General features: G+C 32.8%; 22 protein-coding genes. 9 read left to right on the top strand and 13 right to left on the bottom strand.

Annotated elements, in window-relative coordinates:
• Positions 1–387: 387 nt before the first annotated feature.
• Positions 388–2,160, top strand: coding sequence for an arginine--tRNA ligase (argS, locus tag BTO05_RS05625; protein WP_087491724.1), 1,773 nt, complete (start codon positions 388–390; stop codon positions 2,158–2,160).
• A 3-nt stretch (positions 2,161–2,163) separates the two neighbouring features.
• Here argS and BTO05_RS05620 read toward each other — a convergent pair whose 3' ends face one another.
• The gene (locus BTO05_RS05620; protein ID WP_087491723.1) at positions 2,164–2,712 is read right to left on the bottom strand and encodes a YfiT family bacillithiol transferase; all 549 of its coding nucleotides are present in this window, start codon (positions 2,710–2,712) and stop codon (positions 2,164–2,166) included.
• A 106-nt stretch (positions 2,713–2,818) separates the two neighbouring features.
• Positions 2,819–3,553 carry a bacteriorhodopsin-like gene (locus tag BTO05_RS05615; protein ID WP_087491722.1) on the bottom strand — a complete coding sequence of 245 codons (735 nt, stop codon included), beginning with the start codon at positions 3,551–3,553 and terminating at the stop codon, positions 2,819–2,821.
• Between the two features lie 110 nt (positions 3,554–3,663).
• Here BTO05_RS05615 and BTO05_RS05610 point away from each other — a divergent pair, with 110 nt between their 5' ends.
• A complete protein-coding gene (locus tag BTO05_RS05610) occupies positions 3,664–4,530 on the top strand; it encodes a Brp/Blh family beta-carotene 15,15'-dioxygenase (RefSeq protein WP_157662550.1) in 867 nt (288 codons plus the stop codon).
• On the opposite strand, the gene BTO05_RS05605 is transcribed toward BTO05_RS05610, so the two are convergent.
• Genes BTO05_RS05605 through BTO05_RS05595 form a run of 3 tightly spaced genes read right to left on the bottom strand, consistent with a single transcriptional unit; the run spans position 4,527 to position 8,278 of the window.
• Positions 4,527–6,815 carry a TonB-dependent receptor plug domain-containing protein gene (locus BTO05_RS05605; RefSeq protein ID WP_157662549.1) on the bottom strand — a complete coding sequence of 763 codons (2,289 nt, stop codon included), beginning with the start codon at positions 6,813–6,815 and terminating at the stop codon, positions 4,527–4,529. The genes BTO05_RS05610 and BTO05_RS05605 overlap by 4 nt on opposite strands.
• A 13-nt stretch (positions 6,816–6,828) precedes the next feature.
• Entirely contained in the window at positions 6,829–7,716 is an 888-nt protein-coding gene (locus tag BTO05_RS05600; protein WP_087491719.1) for a FecR family protein, read from the bottom strand.
• Between the two features lie 46 nt (positions 7,717–7,762).
• Positions 7,763–8,278, bottom strand: a complete 516-nt coding sequence (locus BTO05_RS05595) for an RNA polymerase sigma factor (protein ID WP_198295260.1) — start codon at positions 8,276–8,278, stop codon at positions 7,763–7,765.
• A 97-nt stretch (positions 8,279–8,375) separates the two neighbouring features.
• Between BTO05_RS05595 and BTO05_RS05590 the strand changes: the two genes are divergently transcribed.
• From BTO05_RS05590 to BTO05_RS05575, 4 genes are all read left to right on the top strand, one after another.
• Positions 8,376–10,646 carry a hypothetical protein gene (locus BTO05_RS05590; protein WP_087491717.1) on the top strand — a complete coding sequence of 757 codons (2,271 nt, stop codon included), beginning with the start codon at positions 8,376–8,378 and terminating at the stop codon, positions 10,644–10,646.
• A gap of 159 nt (positions 10,647–10,805) precedes the next feature.
• The gene (gene ffh / locus BTO05_RS05585) at positions 10,806–12,137 is read left to right on the top strand and encodes a signal recognition particle protein (RefSeq protein WP_087491716.1); all 1,332 of its coding nucleotides are present in this window, start codon (positions 10,806–10,808) and stop codon (positions 12,135–12,137) included.
• Positions 12,138–12,167: 30 nt separating this feature from the next.
• On the top strand, positions 12,168–13,046 hold the full coding sequence (locus tag BTO05_RS05580) for a bifunctional 5,10-methylenetetrahydrofolate dehydrogenase/5,10-methenyltetrahydrofolate cyclohydrolase (protein ID WP_087491715.1): 879 nt from the start codon (positions 12,168–12,170) through the stop codon (positions 13,044–13,046).
• Between the two features lie 9 nt (positions 13,047–13,055).
• The gene (locus BTO05_RS05575; RefSeq protein WP_087491714.1) at positions 13,056–13,781 is read left to right on the top strand and encodes a TIGR02206 family membrane protein; all 726 of its coding nucleotides are present in this window, start codon (positions 13,056–13,058) and stop codon (positions 13,779–13,781) included.
• On the opposite strand, the gene BTO05_RS05570 is transcribed toward BTO05_RS05575, so the two are convergent.
• From BTO05_RS05570 to BTO05_RS05540, 7 genes are all read right to left on the bottom strand, one after another.
• A complete protein-coding gene (locus tag BTO05_RS05570) occupies positions 13,767–14,189 on the bottom strand; it encodes a VOC family protein (RefSeq protein WP_087491713.1) in 423 nt (140 codons plus the stop codon). The genes BTO05_RS05575 and BTO05_RS05570 overlap by 15 nt on opposite strands.
• 35 nt (positions 14,190–14,224) lie before the next feature.
• A complete protein-coding gene (locus tag BTO05_RS05565) occupies positions 14,225–15,181 on the bottom strand; it encodes a YybH family protein (RefSeq protein ID WP_087491712.1) in 957 nt (318 codons plus the stop codon).
• Between the two features lie 68 nt (positions 15,182–15,249).
• Positions 15,250–16,017, bottom strand: a complete 768-nt coding sequence (locus BTO05_RS05560; protein ID WP_087491711.1) for a pseudouridine synthase — start codon at positions 16,015–16,017, stop codon at positions 15,250–15,252.
• A gap of 21 nt (positions 16,018–16,038) precedes the next feature.
• Entirely contained in the window at positions 16,039–16,866 is an 828-nt protein-coding gene (locus BTO05_RS05555) for an alpha/beta hydrolase (RefSeq protein WP_087491710.1), read from the bottom strand.
• A gap of 5 nt (positions 16,867–16,871) precedes the next feature.
• Positions 16,872–17,243, bottom strand: a complete 372-nt coding sequence (locus tag BTO05_RS05550) for a cupin domain-containing protein (RefSeq protein WP_087491709.1) — start codon at positions 17,241–17,243, stop codon at positions 16,872–16,874.
• Positions 17,244–17,254: 11 nt separating this feature from the next.
• Positions 17,255–17,464: a hypothetical protein gene (locus tag BTO05_RS05545; RefSeq protein WP_157662548.1), complete on the bottom strand. Its 210-nt coding sequence runs from the start codon at positions 17,462–17,464 to the stop codon at positions 17,255–17,257.
• 353 nt (positions 17,465–17,817) lie between these two features.
• Positions 17,818–19,356 carry a helicase HerA-like domain-containing protein gene (locus BTO05_RS05540; protein ID WP_087491707.1) on the bottom strand — a complete coding sequence of 513 codons (1,539 nt, stop codon included), beginning with the start codon at positions 19,354–19,356 and terminating at the stop codon, positions 17,818–17,820.
• Between the two features lie 58 nt (positions 19,357–19,414).
• Between BTO05_RS05540 and BTO05_RS05535 the strand changes: the two genes are divergently transcribed.
• Positions 19,415–19,864, top strand: coding sequence for a Rid family detoxifying hydrolase (locus BTO05_RS05535; RefSeq protein WP_087491706.1), 450 nt, complete (start codon positions 19,415–19,417; stop codon positions 19,862–19,864).
• A 72-nt stretch (positions 19,865–19,936) separates the two neighbouring features.
• Entirely contained in the window at positions 19,937–20,569 is a 633-nt protein-coding gene (locus tag BTO05_RS05530) for a 7-carboxy-7-deazaguanine synthase QueE (protein WP_087491705.1), read from the top strand.
• 47 nt (positions 20,570–20,616) lie between these two features.
• On the opposite strand, the gene BTO05_RS05525 is transcribed toward BTO05_RS05530, so the two are convergent.
• Positions 20,617–21,156, bottom strand: a complete 540-nt coding sequence (locus tag BTO05_RS05525; RefSeq protein ID WP_087491704.1) for a DUF2911 domain-containing protein — start codon at positions 21,154–21,156, stop codon at positions 20,617–20,619.
• A 237-nt stretch (positions 21,157–21,393) separates the two neighbouring features.
• On the opposite strand from BTO05_RS05525, the gene asnB reads away from it, so the two are divergent.
• Positions 21,394–23,055: an asparagine synthase B gene (gene asnB, locus BTO05_RS05520; RefSeq protein ID WP_087491703.1), complete on the top strand. Its 1,662-nt coding sequence runs from the start codon at positions 21,394–21,396 to the stop codon at positions 23,053–23,055.
• Positions 23,056–23,158: the final 103 nt, after the last annotated feature.

Here is a 23,158-nt window from a genome sequence, read left to right as displayed (position 1 = left end):
TTAATACTTCAGACCTTCAATTAATAGCTGACCAAAAATCACTAAATGCTACTTAATTTACTAATTTTTAAGATTTAAAACCAAAAAATCAGACGAAGTGTCTGTTGAAAATTTCAAAAAAATAGACCAATCGACTAAAGGTAAAATTATTGGCAGAACTACACTTTCATCGATGAAATGCACTTTTTTATTATTATATTGATTACTAGTGGTTTACATCTTATTCGGTAATAAGCATTCGTTGAAGTCAATTCTATGATTGGTAAGTTTTATGAGATAATTGGTTATAAATTTTAGATCGCTATTACTTGCCTATATAATTTAATAAAAGATATATCTTTGCGGTTGTTTATGATTACAATAGGTAAGAATTAATTTTATATACAAATGAGTCTTCAAAATACACTAGAAATACATGTAAAAGCGGCAATAAAGTCATTGTTTAAAGCCGATTTATCTACAGTAGAATTTCAGGCTACTCGAAAAGAGTTTGCAGGAGATATTACTGTTGTGGTTTTTCCGATGCTACGTGTAGTCAAAGGCAATCCTGTTGTAATTGGCGAAAAAGTTGGTCAATACTTAGTTGATAATGTAGAACTAGTAAAAGCTTTTAACGTTGTTAAAGGATTTTTGAATGTCGAAATAAGTGACAAATATTATCTTGATTTTTTTCGAGGGATAACTGAAGATGAGACTTTTGGTAATGTCAATAAAAAAGAGGATAAAGCGGTAATGGTAGAATATTCTTCACCAAATACCAATAAACCACTTCATCTTGGTCATGTAAGAAATGTGCTTTTGGGATACAGTGTTGCCGAAATTTTAAAAGCCTCAGGTAAAAAAGTATACAAGACACAAATTATTAACGATAGAGGTATACATATTTGTAAAAGTATGTTGGCTTGGAAACGTTTTGGAGATGGAGAAACACCTGAATCCACTGGTTTAAAAGGTGACAAGCTTGTTGGTAATTATTATGTAAAGTTTGATAAAGAATACAAGAAAGAAATTGCAGAATTAGTCTCAGAAGGTCAGTCTGAAGATGATGCTAAAAAAAATGCACCAATTTTGTTAGAAGCTCAAGAAATGCTTCGTAAATGGGAAGCTGGTGACGAAGAAGTTGTAACGCTATGGAAAAAAATGAACCAATGGGTTTATGATGGTTTTGAAGTTACTTATAAAAATATTGGTGTAGACTTTGATGAATATTATTACGAAAGCCAAACCTATCTTTTAGGTAAAGAGTTTATTGCTGAAGGTTTGAAAACAGGTGTTTTTGAAAAAGACGAAGATGGTTCGGTTTGGTGTGACTTAACAGACGATGGATTAGACAGAAAAATCGTATTACGATCTGATGGTACCGCAGTTTACATGACTCAGGATATTGGTACTGCAATACAACGTATTAAAGATTACCCTGATGTAGGTGGTATGGTTTATACTGTAGGAAATGAACAAGACTATCATTTTAAAGTTCTGTTTTTGATACTCAAGAAACTAGGCTTTGGCTGGGCAAAAAACCTATTTCATTTAAGCTATGGAATGGTAGATTTACCAAGCGGTAAAATGAAGAGTAGAGAAGGAACCGTAGTCGATGCTGATGATTTAATAGAAGAAATGGCAACTACTGCCGAAGAGATTTCGAAAGAGTTGGGTAAACTAGAAGATTACTCTGAAACAGAAAAGAAAGAGCTCTACAAGACAATCGGTTTGGGTGCCTTAAAGTATTACATATTAAAAGTTGACCCAAAGAAACGAATTCTGTTTGACCCTAAAGAGTCTATAGACTTTCAGGGAAATACAGGTCCGTTTATACAGTATACTTATGCAAGAATACAGTCTATATTAAGAAAGTCTTCAAACTCTGATTTTGATACTAGAAAACTATCTTTGCATGAGAAAGAAAAGCAATTACTGAAGCAACTTGAGCAGTTTCCAATAGTTATACAGAATGCTGCTTTGCAACACAGTCCAGCTTTAATTGCTAACTATACTTATGACTTAGTAAAAGACTTTAACTCTTTCTATCAAAATGTATCTATTCTTGGTGCTGATACTGATAATGAAAAAGCGTTTAGAGTAAGCCTTTCAAGAAAAGTAGGTCTGACTATTAGAAATGCATTCAATGTACTTGGGATTGATGTTCCTGAGCGTATGTAGTTTTTAAAACTGCCCTTTGTATTTTAGAGCTTGTTTAATATGAGCAAGATGATGATTGCTATGCCAAGCATAGGTGCCAATAGTTTCTGCTAGTGTAAAACTTTTGCCATGTTCTGGATGAATAAAATTTCTTTTTAAATTTTCATCAGAAAAACTTCTTAATAGTATTCCAAGTTTTGCATGAACACCTTTCAAAATTTGTAAAGATGAATTTATATCATGATTATAATCAATTAGTTTTGCCCAGCGGTCTTCGTAGTAAGGTCTTATTGTTGGAGCATCCTCCGTTAATGCCAATTTAAATCGTATAAGACTGTTTATATGACTATCTGCACAATGATGAACAACTTGCTTTATGGTCCAGCCTTCTGGTCTATAATTGTAATTTAATTCTGCTTCGCTGAGGTTTATTGTTTCAGATTCAATAGAATTTGGAAATACTTCAATATCAGAAATCCAAGTATTAATTTGTGACTTTGTTATGTTATCAGGAGTTATAAATTCTCCAATTGGATATTTTAACTTTTCTAATTCTAATTCTAATGATTTCATTTTTATGATTTAGTCATAAAAATATGACTTTCAGATTGTAATAAAAACAAAAAGACCGCCTAAAAAGGCGGTCTTGAATAGAATTTACTAACTAATAAAATCTAAACTAAGCTTCAGATGTAGCTTGAGAAGCAACTGCTGCTCCATAAACTACTAAACCAAAGCCTATTTTGTTTACCGCATCACCAATGTTATAGATAACATCCATAGCTAAACCTCCAAACATACTTTCGTACCAACCTGGAGTACCTGCCATATATCCAATAGGATAAATTGCCCAGCCTACTAATACAAACCAACATAGTGTTTTGTGTGCTTTTAATACTGCGCCACCAGCTTTTAAAGCCAATTTTTTTGCTTCTCCAAACCAAATGTCGTAAACAATTACAAAATATGCTATACCAGAAATTAATCCCCATAACCAAGCACTATCTCTGTACACTGCTTCTCCTAAATATCCTGTGACAAGCATTACTACAGATAAAAAGATTAAACGCCACATTAGAGATTTTTTAGCTCCTGCAACTTTTAGAATAAGGTAAAATTCAACACACATTAACGGTACTGTTAACACCCAATCAACATATCTGAAAAACGTTGGAGATTCCATGTTAGAAGCCCAATAATCTCTCATGTACCAATAATGTACTGCAGCGATAAATGTAATTAGACCAGAAACTAGGATTGAAGTTCTCCATTTTCTATCAAAACTATTCATTGATAAAAAGAAAAAGGCCGAAGCCGCCATCATTGCCATACATCCAACAAAGAATGTAAAACCAACATAATCGTCCGTAGCTATTTTGCTTACGTCAGCGATTGCAAGTAATAAATTGTTCATAATTTTATTTAATTAGTTATTTTGTTTAAGTAAATTTACAAAATATTAAACATATAATGTTTAAAATTTTGTGAAAATTTTTACACAAAACATAATTTAAGAGCTATATTTTGTCAAATACTCATAATTTTAATATCGTTGTAACCTTTGCCTGTCTTTGGCTTGCGGTATATCTGTCGCCAGCGATTGAAGAGAATGTTGCTTGTTTTTTTATTTTTTCGGTAGGATTACTTCATGGTGCAAACGATATCAAAATCATAAAAAAAGTTTATAAGAAGTATAATTTAAGTTTTTATAAATCACTGATTTTATACATTCTAATAGTCCTTTTGGGTACAGCGATGTTTTATTTTGTTCCTTTTTTAACCCTTATTTTCTTTATTCTTATTAGTGGCTATCATTTTGGAGAACAGCATTTTCATGACATAGATTACCATAGTTACTTAATTAAAAAAATTGTGTTTGCTTCGTATGGCTGTGCAGTTATATTTCTTTTGTTGTACACAAATAGTAAAGAAAGTGCCGATGTTGTAAGACAGATAACTGAGGTAAAGCTGCCAGACGATTTTTTCAAATATGCACTAATAATAAGTTTATTAATATTTGGAGTCTCTTTTGCTATAGTTTGGAATAACATTAAAAACCCAATTGCGGAGCTTTTTTATCTATTGGTATTTTTTATTGTATTTAAAACAGCATCTTTGATTTGGGCGTTTGCAATTTACTTTGTGGTTTGGCATGCTTTACCATCGCTTATGGACCAGATAAAATACCTATCTAAAACTGTAGATAAAGTTTCAGTACTGGATTATATAAAATCTTCTTTTCTGTATTGGCTGGTTTCTGTTGTTAGTCTTTTTCTCTTTTTTGAATTCTTAATAAGTAACAATGATTCTTTTTATGCCTTTTTCTTTTCTTTTTTAGCGGCTATAACATTTCCTCATGTGATAGTGATGACTAAAATTTTTAAGCATTAAAATTTTAATCTAAAACTAAAATTGGGCGTTAAGCTAAGGGCAAACTCATCGTTTTGAATAATGGGGCCATTTGCGTCTCTTGAATAAAATCTATTAACGATGTTTCGTTTGTTTAGTACATTCCATATTGATGCACCTACTTCCGCATTGACACCTTCAGCAAATTCAAAACTATAGCGAGCAGAAATATCTGTTCTTATATAATCAGGTATACGTTTTGCATTCGGTGACTCATAGATAAGAACACCAGAATTTAATTGACTTACTGAAGGCTCAGTATAAGGTTTTCCTGTTCGCCAATTAACTCCTGCCGATAGCTTTAAATTTTCAATCTCGTAAGTTGTTGAAAAATTGACTATATGCCTTAAATCTAAATTATTAGGAAACGATTCATTATTATTTAAGTTATCAAATTCAAAATCATTCTTACTAAAAGTATAACTAAGCCAAGTTCCAAATTTTTTGAACTGCTTGTTTACCAAAATATCTATGCCGTAAATCGTATAACCTCCAGTAGCGTTCACCAATTGAAATTGGTTTTGAAACCCTTGGGACCTAGAGCTCAGACCAGTGACTTTTTTGGTATAACCTTCGGCACTAATAAGCCAGCCGCTCTTTTTATAGTTTAAACCTAAAGAGAATTGATTGCTTTTTACAACAGGTACATCATTTCCGTTAGCAAGTTGCCATCTTCTTTTTTCGATACCAAAAAAATCTTGCTGTAAATCTATGATTTGAGTTATAGATTGGTTTTTTGATTCCCCAGAAATTTCTAATCTAAAGTCATTTAAGAATCTTTGAGAAAAGACTAAGCGAGGCTCAAAAATTATATCATCAAGTTTGTCTATATAGTTTCCTCTTAAACCTATTCTAGCATATGTATTTTTTGAGTTTGAAGTAAATTGCGCTTCACCATAAACACCATGTGTCCCAATAACTTCTTTAACAAAATTTCTAAATTCAGGATTAGAAACGTCATCAAGATTTGAGACACTAATTTCGTTGAGTTGATACCCAAAATTTAAATTTAAGTTCTTATCAATTGTTTTATTGAAATCTATCCTTATCCCTAAATCAGAAACTTCATTTTCTTGAGTAATTTCTTGATTCGATAAATTGATGCTGTTGTTACCAATTAATCGATAATTAGAGTAGCTTAGTTGACCAGTCATTGAAATGGTATTTGACCAATTTTGTTCATAAACAATGTTTCCGGCAATACTCTGTTGACTCAGCTCACTTTCTGTGATAGGAGCTGTTAAATTATCTGCAACAACATTATAATCTAAACGGTTAAATATTGTTATTGCATTGACTCTTAGTTTAGAATTATCGTTAATGTCATATAAAAACTTAAGGCTAGTATCGTAGAAAAAGAAATTTTCATTTTGTTGTACTTGCGTTGTTGGAGTTTGGTATTCTCCAAGTTCTGAGTTATTAAAAATACGTTCAAGATAAGTGTCGTATGTAGGTGTTAAAAGGGCGTCAGTATATGAACGTCTTGCAGATAGTTGTAATTCAGTTTTTTTTGATAATTGAAATTTTGAAAACCCATCAATACTCAATAAGTTAAATCCTGCACCAGATTCAGATTTACGACCTATTTCATTAGAATTTTCGATACTTATTAAACTCGAAACACCAGAGCCATATTTTGCTTTTGTACCGTTTACAGTTACATTTACTTTGTCTGTTAAGTAAGGATTAAATGCAGATATAAGTCCAAAAAAATGCCCAGTTTGATACATCCTTGTGCCTTCATAAAGGATAAGGTTTTGGTCATTAGTTCCACCTCTAATATTTATATTTGATATGCGTTCATCGACACTTGTTATTCCTGGTAAAGTTTGAATGGTTTGTAAAATGTCAGGTTCGCTTAACCCAGGAAGTATACCAATTTTTTGAGGTGTAATTTCTACAGAACCATTTATAGTTTTTGCTAGACCCGTAGTTAAATAGTTTTGTACAACGACTTCATCTAGTTTTTGAAGGCTATATGTCTTTAATTTAGACTCAGTTTTTTGTTGCTCTACAGAAAAAAAACGTTCACTTAGTTTATTAAAAGTAAGTCCTGTTTTTTTTTCAAGAAATTTTATAATGTCTTCTAGATTTGAAAACTTGCTCTTATCAAATAATAAATCAATACCATTTACGGTCTTATCTGCAAAAGAAAATCTAATATCAAATTCTGTTTCTATCTGTTTTAAAATTTTGGCAAGTGGTTGCTTTTCATTTGTGGTTTGTGAAAAACCATGAAGCGAAACTCCTATTAAAAGGATTATCAATAAAGTTTTGAAACTATTCACTTTGTAAAACAACAACAGAATTGCTTTTGGTATAGGTTATACCTAAAGGTAAGGTTATTGATTTTAATGCTAAATCTATATCTGAATGTGTAAAACTACCAGTAAATAATTGATTGGTATCTACTTTACTAGCATCAACGCTTACGTTGTACTGACGCTCTAATTCGTTGATTATTAGTTGCAATGGTCTACTAGCAAAAGTACTTTCTTTGGCCAGCCAACTTGGCTTGTTATTGCTTTCTATTTCGTTTTTAATATTGCCATTGATAACTACAAATCTTTTTCCTGGCTTAAGTTTCAAAGATTCTGAATTATAATTTACAGCAACTAAACCTTCAAAACAAGTGACTTCAAAATAGTTTTGACGTTGTATGACATTAAACTCTGTCCCTAAAACAGTGACTTTTCCATCATCTGTAATGACGTCAAATTTTGAGCCTTTTGCAACTTTAAAAAAAGCTTCACCGTTAAGTGATACTTCTCGATTATCCGACCAAGATTTTTTGTTATATGATAAGGTAGATTGGGCATTTAGATTTACTGTAGAAGCATCAGGTAAACCAATAGATTTAGTTTGTGCAATATCTGTTTTTACTTCTGTATTTCGTGTTGATGTAAAATAAAAAGTAGCCAAACCAATAAGAAGAACAGCTGCAATTTTTAGCAAAGGCTTAAACCAATTATTATGACTTTTAGTTTTAAGTTTAGTTGATATAGATTTGTATTCTAAATCTACTGAATAATCTGGTGCTTTAAAACCTTCGGTAGATTTTGAAAGTTTGATTAAAGCATCATAATCTTCTAATCCTTCAAAAGCCTTTTGTTCTTTTGGATTAAGATTATGATCAAGCCATTTTTTTATGAGTTCGTCTCTATTCATTTTATGCATTCTAACTATATAACAGATAAGTAATAAAAACTCCTACCTATAATTCCTTAATATCTTCTCTTAATTTTTTTAGTGCTCCATAAATCCTTTTTTCAACAGCTTTTACAGATATGTCAAGTAACTCAGCTATTTCTTTAAAACGTTTACCTTCTACACGATTCATCAAAAATGCAACACGTTGGGCTTCTGTTAAATTTGCTAAAGCTTTTTGTAGCTTTTCATTATACTCTTTTTCCTCAAGTACAAATTCTGGCGATTCGTTAGTACTATGTTTTTGCGGTTTTTGTTGGTGTCTTAAAACTACTTTTTGGTGAGCAACAGCATTAAGCATCATGTTATTCGCCGTAGTAAACAAAAAACTCTTGGCTTTTTCAGGTGGTACTTTAGCACAATTATCCCAAAGTTTTATAAAAGCATCTTGGACTTTGTCTTTTGGATTCAGCAATTCGCCAAACTTATAATATAAAAAATCATGTAAGTTTTTTGAGTGCTTTCTGAACAGCGTTGAATAAACATGTTCTTCACAGCTATTCTGATGAATTTGTTTGGGCATAAAAATTTCTATTGCTGTAAATTTATAAAAATTAAAACTTAGGGTAGGAAAAAAGTAAACTCACCTGTTTTATAACAAATAACCAAAATCAATTATCATGAAAACCCAAATTAAATCCTACTTTTTATTATTCTTGATAACACTCTTTTTTGCCTCATGTCAAGACGAAGTTGTCCAACTTAATGAGCCAGATGCAGAAGAAGTTATTGTGGCTAATTCTGTATTATCTAACTTAATGCTTAGGACATCTGCAAATGCAGTTTCTGAAGATAATGTTATCGATAATACTAGTTGTTTTTCAGTTGCCTTACCTGTGACAGTAATCGTTGGTAATATTACAATTACTATAGAAAATCAAGAAGGTATTGATGAGTTAGAAGAGTTACTCGAAAACTTTGAAGACGAAATTCCTGAATTTGTTTTTCCAATAACTATCATCGATGCAGATTACACAGAAACAGTTATCGAAAACCAAGACCAACTTGAAGCTTTATTAGAAGATTGTATAGACGATGATGTTATAGAATGCGTAGATTTTGTTTACCCAATTTCCTTCTCAGTCCTAAATGCTGAATTTGTCATTATAGATACTGTAACTATAGAAGATAACGAAGCACTTTACGAATTTTTAGAGAATCTTGACAACGACGATGTAAACTTAGTATCACTAAATTTCCCAGTAACTTTAGTTTATGCAAACGGAGAAACGGTAGAGGTTAATTCTAACACAGAATTGTCTGATGCTATATCATCAGTAGAAGAAGATTGCGATGATGACGATTTTGAAAACTGTGATGTAGATGAAATAAGACAAACTTTAAAAGAATGTAAATGGGAGATTGAGATTTATACAAGTTTCCCTGAATTTGAAGGTTTTGAATTAGAATTTAATGAAGATTTTACTTTTGATATAATTATTGACGACAATCAAGTCCTTTCTGAAGGAAATACTTGGGAACTTATTGAAGACGGAGATTTAGTCTATTTAGTTTTATCAACCGATTTTGAAGATTTAGGTGGTAACTGGAAAGTTGTCGAATGTGAAGAGGATGAGTTTTATCTAACAAAAGATGATCAGTCTATGCTTATTGAGCAGTACTGTGAAACAGATTTAAACTGTTCAGCAGAAGATTTGTCAAATGATTTAGTAGAATGTTTCTGGTTTGCAGGTACAAGTCTTCTAAATAATCAAGACAATAAATTTGTATTTACAGAAGAAGGAATAGTTAAGATATATACCAATAATGAATTTATTGAAGTCGGAACTTGGAATATTAGTGTAGATGCAGATGTACTAACCTTAGTTTTAAACCTTACAGGCGATTATGAAGTACTCTCTGGAAATTGGGATGTAGTTGAGTGTAACGAAGGATTTTATGGTCTATCTAAAGATGATAATATACTTCATTTAGAACAAGAATGCTTTGATGACAACCCTTTTGAATGTTATCCGGAAGAAGGTGTAGAACTAGTTAAGTGCGATGATAACAATGATGGTTATGCTGAGTTTAATATCTATGAAGCTGTGCCTTCGTGTGATAATAGTGGAGCTCCAGTAATAATAACATTTCATACGACATTATCAGGTGCAGAAAATAATACAGATTTTTTAGGAAATGCAACCTCTTATACAAATACAACTAATCCACAGACAGTCTATGTTAGAGTTGCATTGATAAGCAACCAAGATGAGTACTTGAAATATCCTGTAGAGTTGGTTGTAGAGGATTGTAACAACCCAAATCCTTTTGAATGTTTCTCAAGCTTTGATGCTGTTATAGAATTATGTGATGAAGGTAATGACGGTTTTGAAACTTTTGATTTAACAATTGCGTTTGCAAATTGTACACCTTCTGCCGATGTGGTGACTTACCATACCAGTATAGCAGATGCTGATAGTAATTTAAACCCTATTGCAAACCCACAATCATATATAAATTCTACTGCGCCTCAAACGATTTATGTTAGAGTCGAAATTGACAATGATTTCGAAGTTTTTGAACTGTTATTAAAGTTAGAGGACTGTAGTAACAGTTCTTGTACAGAAGGCGATGTAGATGGTATTTTGATGAATTGTAAATGGAAAGTTACAGAGCTAAACGGAGATGATAACCTAATAACTTATCGTTTGGATTTTAATGACGGACAAGAGTTAATAATCACTAATACAGAGAATGATGATACGGTTACAAGTTTTTGGTCTACAGAAACAAATAACGATGGTGGTGTAGATGTAACTTTCGACGGAATTTCTGCACCAAATATTCAAGCTATTTCAGGTATTTGGACTGTTGTAGAGTGTACAGGAGAACAATTAATTTTCCATAGAGGTGATGATCAAATGACTTTAGATAAAATATGTGATTAAGAAAAATTATTCCGCTTACATTTTTTAGTTAGTAGTTGAAGAGAGTCGCTTTTATAGTGGCTCTTTTTATTTATATAAGTTGAAAATTGTCTATCTATCGACTTCGATTATCGCTTGTAAATTCTTAAATTTGCCACTTGTTATATAAGAAACGATAATATGTTTAATAATTTAAGTGATAAGTTAGATAAAGCCTTACATGTACTCAAAGGACATGGTAGCATTACAGAGGTAAATGTTGCTGAAACTTTAAAAGAAGTAAGACGTGCGCTTTTAGATGCCGATGTTAACTTTAAGATAGCCAAACAATTTACAAACACTGTTAAGGAAAAAGCACTAGGTCAAAACGTATTGACTACGCTTCAGCCAGGACAGTTAATGGTCAAAATTGTAAAGGACGAGTTAACCGAACTTATGGGTGGTGATGCCGAAGGTATTAACCTTTCTGGTAATCCATCTGTAATTTTAATGTCTGGTTTGCAAGGTTCTGGTAAAACAACATTTTCTGGAAAATTAGCAAACTACTTAAAAAATAAAAAAACAAAGAAACCACTTTTGGTTGCTTGTGATGTATATCGTCCAGCAGCGATTGACCAATTGCATGTCGTAGGTGAGCAGATTGGTGTCGAGGTTTTTAGTGATAGAGGTAATGACGATCCTGTTGCTATATCTAAAGCAGGTATTGCCCATGCAAAAGCTAATGGGCATAATGTAGTTATTATAGATACTGCTGGTCGTTTAGCTGTGGACGAAGCTATGATGACCGAAATTTCTAATATACATAAAGCTATTGAGCCACAAGAGACACTTTTTGTGGTGGACTCTATGACTGGTCAAGATGCAGTAAATACAGCAAAAGCTTTTAATGATATTTTAAATTTTGATGGGGTTATCCTAACAAAATTAGATGGTGATACACGTGGTGGTGCCGCAATTTCGATAAAATCTGTAGTTAATAAGCCTATTAAGTTTATTGGTACGGGCGAAAAGATGGAGGCTATTGATGTGTTCTATCCATCGCGTATGGCTGACAGAATTCTGGGAATGGGAGATGTTGTTTCTCTTGTTGAACGTGCTCAAGAGCAGTTCGATGAGCAAGAGGCAAGAAAACTTCAGAAGAAAATTGCTAAAAACCAATTTGGATTTGATGATTTCTTAAAACAGATTCAACAAATCAAGAAAATGGGTAACATGAAGGATTTGGTTGGTATGATACCTGGTGCAGGAAAAATGATGAAGGATGTAGATATTGATGACGATGCTTTTAAAGGTATTGAAGCTATAATTCATTCAATGACGCCGACAGAACGTTCTAATCCTTCACTAATGAATGCTAGTCGTAAAAAGAGAATAGCTAAAGGTTCTGGAACATCTGTCCAAGAGGTTAATCAATTATTGAAGCAGTTTACGCAAATGAGCAAAATGATGAAAATGATGCAAGGTGGAGGCGGAAAGCGTATGATGCAAATGATGAAAAATATGCCACGCTAATAAATATAACAACACAACAACACAACCAACATGACAATCTTAGACGGAAGAAAAACCAGTAACGACATAAAAAACGAAATCAAGGCAGAAGTTGATAAAATGAAAGCCGATGGAGAAAAAGTGCCACATCTTGCAGCTGTTATTGTTGGTAACGATGGTGCGAGTTTAACTTATGTTGGTAGTAAGGTAAGAGCTTGTGAGCGTGTTGGTTTTGAATCTACAATGGTACGTATGTCTAATACTACTAGTGAGATTGAACTTTTGGATAAGATTGAGGAACTTAATGAAAATGATGATATCGACGGTTTTATCATTCAATTACCTTTACCACCTCAAATTAATACGCAAAAAGTATTAATGGCTGTAAATCCAGACAAAGATGTAGACGGTTTTCATCCAACAAACTTTGGAAAGATGGCATTAGACATGTCAACTTTTATTCCTGCAACTCCGTTTGGTATTTTAGAGTTATTAGATCGTTACGGAGTAGAAACTAAAGGAAAGCATACGGTTGTCATTGGTCGCTCTCATATTGTAGGTCGACCTATGAGTATTTTGATGGGGAGAAAAGGTTTTCCGGGGAACTCTACAGTGACATTAACTCACAGTCACACAAAAAACATAACGCAAATTACTTCTCAAGCAGATATTATTATCTCTGCTTTGGGTGTTCCTAAATTTTTAAAAGCCGAGATGGTAAAAGACGATGCTGTAATCATTGATGTTGGAATTACACGTGTACCTGATGACTCTGAAAAAGGCTATTACATTACTGGTGATGTCGATTTTGATAATGTCAGTAAAAAAGCAAGTTATATCACCCCAGTTCCTGGAGGTGTTGGTCCAATGACAATTGCCATGTTATTAAAAAATACACTTTTGGCAAGAGAGCAACATAGAAAAAATTAGTAATATTTTATGGGTATATTGATACTTTCTGTTGCATCTCTATCTGTTGCTATAGGAAGTCTTCAGCATGTTTTACCAATAGTTATTGCAACAATATTAACTATTTGGAGCATCAATTATTCAATAAAGAATTTAGATAAAGGTCAACAGCAAAAATTTATACATTTCTTCGCATGGTTTGTGTCATTATCAGTAATTAGCTTTCACCTTTATAGGATATGCTTAGATGTATATAATTTTAAGACCGATTTACCGCTGTACCTATGTAGTTTGTTGGCTTTACTAATTCCTGTCTTTACATACTATCGTAAATATTGGATGTTTGAAGTCTTGATTTTTTGGATTATCGGCGGTACATTACAAGCAGTTATCACTCCAGACATTACTACGGGATTTCCGAGCTTTGATTATTTTAGATATTGGATTGCACACCTAGGATTATTGACCATTATCTTTTATTTTATTTTTGTTTTTAAAATGAGACCCAAATTAAAAAGTGTTTTTAAATCATTTTTTGCACTTCAGGTTTATGTTATAATTATGGTAATCCTAAATTATCTTTTGGACGCCAATTATTTTTATTTAAATCAAAAACCTAAATCGGCAAGTCTATTGAATCATTTTGGTGATTGGCCATATTATATTATTGTTGCGCAATTGATAATAATTCCGATGTTTATTATTATTTACTTGCCGTTTCATTTTTCTAAAAGAAAAAAATCACTTAGCAAATAACTGACTCATATCTCTGAATGCCTTAAACTCTAAGGCATTGCCTGATGGGTCTTTGAAAAACATAGTGGCTTGTTCGCCAACTAAACCTTCAAATCTTATGTAAGGTTCAATTATAAATTCAATATTCTTAGTTTTTAACAATTCTGAAAATTCTTGAAATTTTTCCCAGGATAAAACAACACCAAAATGAGGCACAGGAACGTCTTTCCCATCAACTGAATTTGTTGGTACTTCTGTCAATTCTTGTTCTTTAAGATGAATTACCAATTGATGACCAAAAAAGTTATAATCTACCCAATGGTTGCTACTTCTGCCTTCTTCAAAATTTAAAATATTGGTATAAAAATTTCGGCATAAAGTCAAATCATGTACTGGAATTGCAAGGTGAAAAGGTGTTAATTGAGACATGTCTTTAGTTTAAAAATTTTCAATAAAAGTAACGATTAGGGTCTAACGTTATTCCAAATATCTAAATAAATTTTCCATTCATTATTGATTTTTTTCCAAATGATAATGTATTTCCCTTGCCAAGAGATTTCTTCCTTTTCTTTTGTAAGTGTCTTACCTTCATAGTACCCATAATCATAAGCAATATCATTTTCTATTTTAATCTCTGTTGGTGTCACTTTATGGTGAAGAATTTTCACACCTTCAGGAATGGTCCAATATGATTTTAAATCCGTTTTACCTTCTAAGATTTTTAAATTATTTGGGAAAATTTTCCCGTCATCAGTATACATGTTTACTAAGTCATTTATGTTACCACTCATGTAGGCTTTTGAAAATGCAGAAATATTGTCTTTGATGACTGTTAAGTCGGATTTTTCATCAGTTACTCGTTTACAATCTATTTTCCAAGTGGGAAAAGTTACTGTTTCAGTTTTGTCTACCCATTCGCCAATCCACTTGTAACCAGATGTACTAATATCATAAAAAGTAAGTCTAAAGAATCCGTCAGTTCCGTTTGGAGCTTTTTGTTCTTTGTAAAGTACTATGTTTCCATTCTCTTTTTTATTGCCTTCCCAGGTTGGTAACTTAGTAGTTGGTGATCCAGATGAATAGTAATGTACATACCATTTGCTACTATCAGCAATAAATTGTCGGATACTTCCTGAGTGTTTGCCGTCAGATTTTATGGTTTCGTCTTGTACAGCCATACCATTCATTATGTATTTCCATTCCCAAGTCATATCAATAGCTTCTGCCCAAGATTGGTCTGGATTACGTGAAGTAGATTTACAATTACATTTGCCAATTAATGGCTGAAAATCTCTTAATTCTTGAGGCGCTTCGGGGTTTGCCAATCCAAATGGATGCTCCTTAGAAGCAGAGTAATCAGTTTGGGAATAACTAATAGTGGATATTAGAAATACTGAGAGATAGAGATAAATTGGTTTCATGATTTTTAGTGATTGATTCCTTTAAATTTAGAAATCAAAAACCAAATCAAAACCTAATTAGGAATAAATTAACGTCTTTTTCGGCGTTGTATTCCTGAATTTTCATCATAATTTTTTTTCGATTCGCTAATTAACTCGCTAAGTGTTTTAAATTCTTCTTTGGTTAATTCGCGATATTCGCCAAGTGGTATATCGAGTTTTATATTCATGATGCGCACACGTTTTAATGTCTGTACATCGTAATTTAGATAGTCACACATACGACGGATTTGTCGATTCAAACCTTGAGTTAATATAATACTGAAGGTAAATTTATCAATCTTACGGACTTTGCAAGGTTTTGTGCGTTTTTCTAATTCGTCTATGTAAATTCCACCAGACATTCGCTCTACAAAGGTTTGAGAAATTGGTCTGTCAACAGTAACGATATATTCTTTCTCGTGATTGTTACTAGCGCGAAGAATCTTGTTAACTATATCACCATCATCAGTTAAAAGAATAAGACCTTCACTTGGCTTATCCAAACGTCCGATTGGGAAAATACGTTTTGGATAGTTAATGTAATCTATAATATTGTCTTTTTCAACACGTGTGTCAGTCGTACAAACAATACCCACAGGTTTATTAAATGCCAAATATGTAAAAGCCTCTTTACGACCACCAACTATTTCGCCATCAACTTTTACAACGTCTCCTTCGGCAACTTTTGTACCCATTTCGGGTACAATATCATTGATGGTTACACGACCAGCATCAATTAATCGGTCACCTTCACGACGCGAGCAGTAGCCAGCTTCGCTGAGGTATTTATTAAGTCTTGTTAGATTTTCGGACATGTTGCAAAAGTACGATAAAGATTAACCATTTATAAACTCAATTATCTTAGGCGTTATTGACTTATCTTTTAGTCCATGGCCAAAACCTTCAGTGGTTATTAATTTTGAGTTTTTATAGCGGTTAGCAAATAATAAAGCATCTTCATAAGGAATGATTTTATCCTTCTTATCATGTACGATTAAGCCTTTGAATTTAAAATCTTTTGAAAAATTAGCGGCCGAAAAATAATCTACTGATTGGCCAAAGCGCTCACTAACGATGTTGTCAAGACCCTTTGAGATACGTTTGTTATAACCCATCATTTGTTTATATCTCGAAAACACACCTGTAAAATGAGCTGGAGCTCCTAAAATCACTAGTTTTTCTATACTTGGTAAATCATGATTGTGCAAACAAAAAACACTAGCCATACCGCCAACAGAATGGCCAATAAGTATTTCAGGTTGAAATTTTTTGATAACGACACCTATAAATTCAGAATATAAAATGGCATTAAATTGGTTACCATCAGAGTTTCCGTGAGCAGGAGCATCAAGAGCAACAATATTATAGTCTTGTTCTTTTAAATCTTCTAATAAATATTCCCAGCGAGATGCATTACTTTCCCAACCATGTGCTAAAAGAATAGTCTTATTACGACCAGCCCATCTGTAGGTTTTGATATTTAAATTTTCAAAAGTCAAAGTCTCGACAACTGCTGAATCTATGACCGCTTCTTGTTGACTGATATAGTTGCCTTTTCTTGGCGTTGCAAATAATTTTAAAGCCTTGTTTGAAGCGTACTTTGAAGAAATGTAACTTGAGGCATTAAGTGCGTTTCCGATTGATTTTATTATAAAACTGCTCATTTTTGCTAATCTTCTCTATTAACCGCATCTATTGAAAAGGCTGGTAGGCAAATCGCTAAATACTCACAAGGTTCAGTAAAAGGATTGGAATATTGTAGGCGTGTATTTTTCTCAACTTTTATAGACTGTCCAGCCTCTAGAATTATTGTTTCGCCTTCAATAATAAATTGTTTTTTTCCTTTTATGATAAATGTATACTCGTCAAACTCTGGTGTTTGAAAAGGTTCTGACCAACCAGCTGGTGCTACCATATGAGCAATGCTAATTTCAGAATTTCCATCTGTGGCATTTCCAAAATGTTCTTTAATTACCTTACCATCAGTTGTAGGTACTACAAAAGGAGAATTTTGAATTTTATACTTTTTTGAATTTGACATGCAGAATACTATTAAAAATTTATAATGAATCTAGACACTTTTGCTGTATCAGAAATTTGGGTAGAATCAATCTCTTTTCCAAAGTCAAAGTTAGTGACTAATTCTTTTTTATCTATTATAAATGAAGCATCAATTTCTTCAACCCTTATTTTAATATCATCAATTAGATTATCAATTTCAGATATGGTGTAAGCTCTCATAATATCTTTATAAGTGCTCAAATTCGAAATACCTTTTTCTGTTTTGTACCTCGAATCTTTTAAGATTACAAAATCTAAGGTCGCTGTTGAGTCATGAGAATCTGTTGGATAAATACTTAGTAATTGATTTCCGTTTTTCTCGTAAATATCAATAAAATTAATACCACCGATAAAGCTATCGTCTTCTTTATAACTAAGTATTGAGTCGTTAGCAAAAATCTTTTTTAAATCTTTAACCTGAGTTGAATCGTTAATAAGTCCTATACTGTGTTTAGCGACTAGAAATGGTTTCTGACCTGTGCTTTCTCTTCGTTTTTACAGCTAAAAATAGAGAGCACAAAAATTAGTAAAACTAGAAATCGCATAAAATTTGTTTAGCGCATCATTTTTGTCAAAATCCCTAAAACACTTCTAATTACAGTTGGACTAGTCAATACTTTTAGTAAAGGATTTTGTCTTGAAGAACGCCTTCTTGTAGACGTTGATTTTCGTTTAGATTCTGCTTTTTTAAGTTTCGCTTTTTCTTCAGCTGCTTTTGCTTTGGCTTCCTCAGCTTCGGCTTGTTTTATTTTTTCCGTAAGCATTTCATAAGCGCTTTCACGGTCTATCTCTTTGTTATATTTTTTAGCTAATTCTGAATCAGATAAAAGTTTTCCTAATTCAGATTTTGTCAAAATATCCATGCGACTCATCGGTGCACGCATCATGGTTGCTGCCAAAGGTGTTGGCTTTCCTTTTTCATCTAATGCCGATACTAATGCTTCGCCAATTCCTAATGAAGTTAATACTTCTGCGGTATCATAATAATCGGTATCTGGATAATTTTGTGCCGTGAGTTTAATGGCTTTTCTATCCTTAGCAGTAAATGCACGTAATGCATGCTGGACTTTTAAACCTAATTGCCCCAATACTTCTTCTGGGACATCGGTAGGGTTTTGTGTTACAAAATAAAGACCAACACCTTTACTACGGATTAGCTTTACAATACTTTCTATCTGATTTAAAAGCGCATCAGAAGCTTCATTAAAAATTAAATGGGCTTCATCGATAAACATAATAAGTTCTGGTCTTCCGCTATCGCCTTGCTCAGGAAAAGTAGAATAAATTTCAGCCAATAAACTTAACATAAATGTCGAAAATAATTTTGGCTTATCCTGTATGTCTGTTAATCGAATTATATTAATATAGCCACGACCGTTTTCGTCAATACGTTGTAAATCTGATGTGTCAAATGAGGTTTCACCAAAGAATAGGTCACCACCTTGTTGCTCAATCTCAATAAGCTTTCTTAAGATAGCTCCTGTAGAGGCTGTGGAGATACGACCATAAGCTTCTTCAAATTCTTTTTTACCATCACCAGTGGCATATTGTAGAATTTTCTTAAAATCTTTAATATCTAAAAGTGGTAATTTATTATCATCACAATATTTAAAAATTACAGAAATAATACCTGCTTGTGTTTCAGTAACATCTAAAATTCTTGAAATTAATACAGGACCAAATTCGCTAATTGTAGCACGTAAACGAACACCATCTTGTTCGGATAATGTCATGACTTCTACAGGGAACTTTTTGGCATCAAATGGTAGTCCAATTTTTTTATGACGTTCATCAATTTTAGGATGACCAGGACTTGGTTGGGCTAATCCACTTAAATCTCCTTTAATATCCATTAGTAAAACAGGTACACCTTTTTCAGATAAATTTTCAGCCAAAACTTGGAGCGTTTTTGTTTTTCCTGTACCAGTAGCACCTGCGATTAGTCCATGACGATTCATAGTCTTTAGTGGTACTTTTACGTAAGCGTTAGTCATGGTTTCCCCATCAAGCATAGCTGCGCCAAGTGTAATTGATTCGCCTTTAAAAGTGTTTCCTTCTGTTATATGTTTAAAGAAAGTGTCTTTATCCTGCATTGTCTCAAAATTTGTATAAAAATAGTGTAATTTTAGTCAAGTTTAAAACTAGAATTTTATGTCTAAATATCTCTCAATAAGTTGTTTTTTGTTTGTAATATTTTTTCAGTCTTGTAATAATTCAAATTCTGAAATTATCTTTCATAAATCTCACGAGCCTACTCGTGCCAATGTGCCTTTTAGTGATGCGGTTGAAACAGGGAATCTTCTATTCTTAACAGGACAAATTGGTAAAGACCATAAAATAGGAAAATTAGTAACTGGTGGTGTTACAGCTGAGACGAAACAAGTTGTTCTAAATATTCAAGATGTGTTGAAACAGCATAATTTAACTTTAGATAATGTTGTAAAATGTACTGTTATATTAAAAGATATCAATGATTTTAAGGCTTTTAATACAGTCTATACACAATATTTTACTAAGAAGCCTGCGCGAACAACTTTCGCAGCTGGTGGTTTGGCAGGTGGAGCTAGTATCGAGATTGAGGTTGTTGCTGCTAAATACTAAAACATCAAAAGTGTTTTGTATTTAGTATTGTATCCCTTTTTACTTTACACTTAATAACTATCTTTGCAAGCTATGACGAGAAGAGAACGACAAGAATTGATAGATAAAGGCCAACTTTTGCCTTTAATGGAAGAGTTTTATACCATTCAAGGTGAAGGTTATCATAAAGGGACTGCAGCGTACTTTGTGCGTATTGGTGGTTGTGATGTTGGATGCCATTGGTGCGATGTCAAAGAAAGTTGGTTAGCAGAGTTACATCCGCCAACAGAAACTGAAAAGATTGTTGATAATGCAGTAAAATATAGCAATACAATTGTAGTAACTGGTGGAGAACCTTTAATGTGGGATATGAATCCATTGACTGAGCAATTAAAAGCTAAAGGTGTTCAAACGCATATTGAAACTTCTGGAGCGTACAAATTAAGCGGTCAATGGGACTGGATTTGTTTATCTCCAAAAAAGAATAAACTTCCAACCGAAGAAGTATATGCTGAGGCTCATGAACTAAAATGTATCATATATAATAAGGATGATTTTAGATTTGCTGAAGAGCAAGCTGAAAAAGTAAATGATAATTGTATTTTATATCTACAGCCAGAATGGAGTAAACGTGATAAAATGGTACCCCAAATTGTGGATTATGTCATGGCGAATCCTAAATGGAAAGTCTCATTGCAAACGCATAAATATTTGAATATTCCATAAAAAAAGCCTTGATTTCTCAAGGCTTTTTTTATGGAAATAAAGTTATTTTATTTTACAAAAGGAACTGCAACTCTGACTTTGTCCCAACCCATGTGTAAATGTACGCCATCATCAGAAGGTGCAAATGCCATAGAGAAAGCTTCTAAAGATTCTTCTCCCATTGTTACAGGTACTTTAATACTAGCTACGGTGTTATCTTTTTTATAGCCCGAAGAACCCCAATTGTTTAAGTCTGAGCTTACAATAAATTCCCACTCTTTTTCACCAGGAATAGTGAATATTGAGTATGTACCAGCTTTTAATGTTGTTCCATTAAGCTTCATATCAACATTCAATATAAGTTGTGTAGCTTCGTTTGCACCAGTTCTCCATACTTTTCCATATGGTGCTAAATCAGTACCAACAGTTCTCCCTTTTAGTTGAGGTCTACTATAATAAACTTTAGCTAATTGTTTAGTCCCACGACCAATAGAAGCAGCATCCATAGGACTCTTGTCTAAAGGTCTGAATTTTTGTGCATCAACATTGAATGATACTAGCATCATAAATGCAAAAGCGATAGTTGTAAATAATTTTGAATTTTTCATGAGTGAATTAAGTTTTATTGAATGTAAAAGTAGTTTGTAATTGAAACGATAAGTCGTAAAAAATTATTAAAATTTACATATTGATAGTAAAAAGGAGATTTAAAGTCAATAATTATATCAAATAAATGTTGATTATGTGTATTTTATTACAAAATGAAAGCAATAATAACTCATATGTTTAATAATTAAAACTTTAAAATCATATTTGCTTTATGATAATATTTAAAAATAAAAGTTATGTGCGGAATAGTATGCGCCTTTGATATAAAGCAAGATTCAGAAACCTTAAGACCACAGGTTTTAGAAATGGCAAAAAGTATTAGACACCGTGGTCCAGATTGGAGCGGAATTTATAGTAATAGCAAAGCTATAATGGCTCATGAACGTTTAGCAATTGTAGATCCAACTTCAGGTAAACAGCCTTTGTTTACTGATGATAAAAAATTGGTACTTGCAGCAAATGGAGAGATTTATAATCATAAGGAGTTGCGTAAGCAGTTTCCAGATTATAAGTTTCAGACAGAAAGCGATTGCGAAGTCATTTTAGCGCTTTACAAAGAAAAGGGTCATGATTTTGTTGACGAAATGAATGGTATTTTTGGATTTGCTATTTACGATACTGAAAAAGACGATTACTTTGTAGCACGTGATCATATGGGAATTATTCCTTTATACATAGGTTGGGATAGAAACGGAACATTTTTCGTGGCATCAGAACTAAAAGCTCTTGAAGGTATTTGTACAAAAATAGAACTATTTCCTCCGGGACATTACATGTCTAGTAAAGACGGTGAATTTGTAAAATGGTATAACCGTGATTGGACAGATTATGATGCCGTAAAAGAAAATGAAACTAGTATTGCAGATGTAAAACAAGCATTAGAAGATGCAGTACATAGACAATTAATGAGTGATGTCCCATATGGCGTATTGCTCTCAGGTGGATTAGATTCTTCAGTAACATCTGCAATTGCAAAAAAATATTCTAAAAGACGTGTCGAAGCTGATGATAAAGAGAAAGCTTGGTGGCCTCAATTGCATTCTTTTTCTGTTGGACTAGAAGGTTCACCAGACTTAGCAGCTGCAAAAAAAGTAGCGGATTATATAGGAACTGTTCATCACGAAATTAAGTTTACAATTCAGGAAGGTCTAGATGCTATAAAAGATGTTATTTATAATATCGAAACTTATGACATTACAACCATACGATCGTCTACGCCAATGTATTTAATGGCTAGAGTTATTAAGTCTATGGGAATTAAAATGGTGTTGTCCGGAGAAGGAGCAGATGAGATTTTTGGAGGCTACTTATATTTTCATAAAGCACCTGATGCTAAAGAGTTTCATGAAGAAACCGTTCGAAAATTAGATAAGTTGCATATGTACGATTGTCTTAGAGCTAACAAGAGTTTAGCAGCTTGGGGTATTGAAGGTCGTGTGCCTTTTTTAGATAAAGAATTTATGGACGTTGCTATGCGCATTAACCCAAAAGATAAAATGATTAACGGTGAGCGTATGGAAAAATGGGTAGTTCGTAAAGCTTTTGAAGATATGATTCCAGAAAGTGTAGCATGGAGACAGAAAGAACAATTTAGTGATGGCGTTGGTTATAGCTGGATTGATACATTAAAGGAATTAGTAGAAAGAGAGGTCACTGACGAGCAAATAGAAAATGCTGCATTCCGTTTTCCTATCAACACACCTTTAAATAAAGAAGAGTATTATTATCGTACTATTTTTGAAGGACATTTTCCTAGCGATGCAGCTGCACTAAGCGTTCCACAAGAAGCAAGTGTAGCTTGTAGTACAGCAACAGCTTTAGAATGGGATGAGGCTTTTAAAAATATGAATGACCCATCAGGTAGAGCTATAGCTAATGTCCATGATGAGGCGTATTAATCCAAAAAATTAGAAAATTGTAATAACAAAATCTCGCTTTTGCGGGATTTTTGTTTTTTAATAAATTTTGAGAATAAAAAATAATCTTTAAATCTAATTTAAA

Source organism: Winogradskyella sp. PC-19 (assembly GCF_002163855.1).
GTDB lineage: Bacteria > Bacteroidota > Bacteroidia > Flavobacteriales > Flavobacteriaceae > Winogradskyella.
This window is presented reverse-complemented; position numbering and strand designations above follow the sequence as displayed.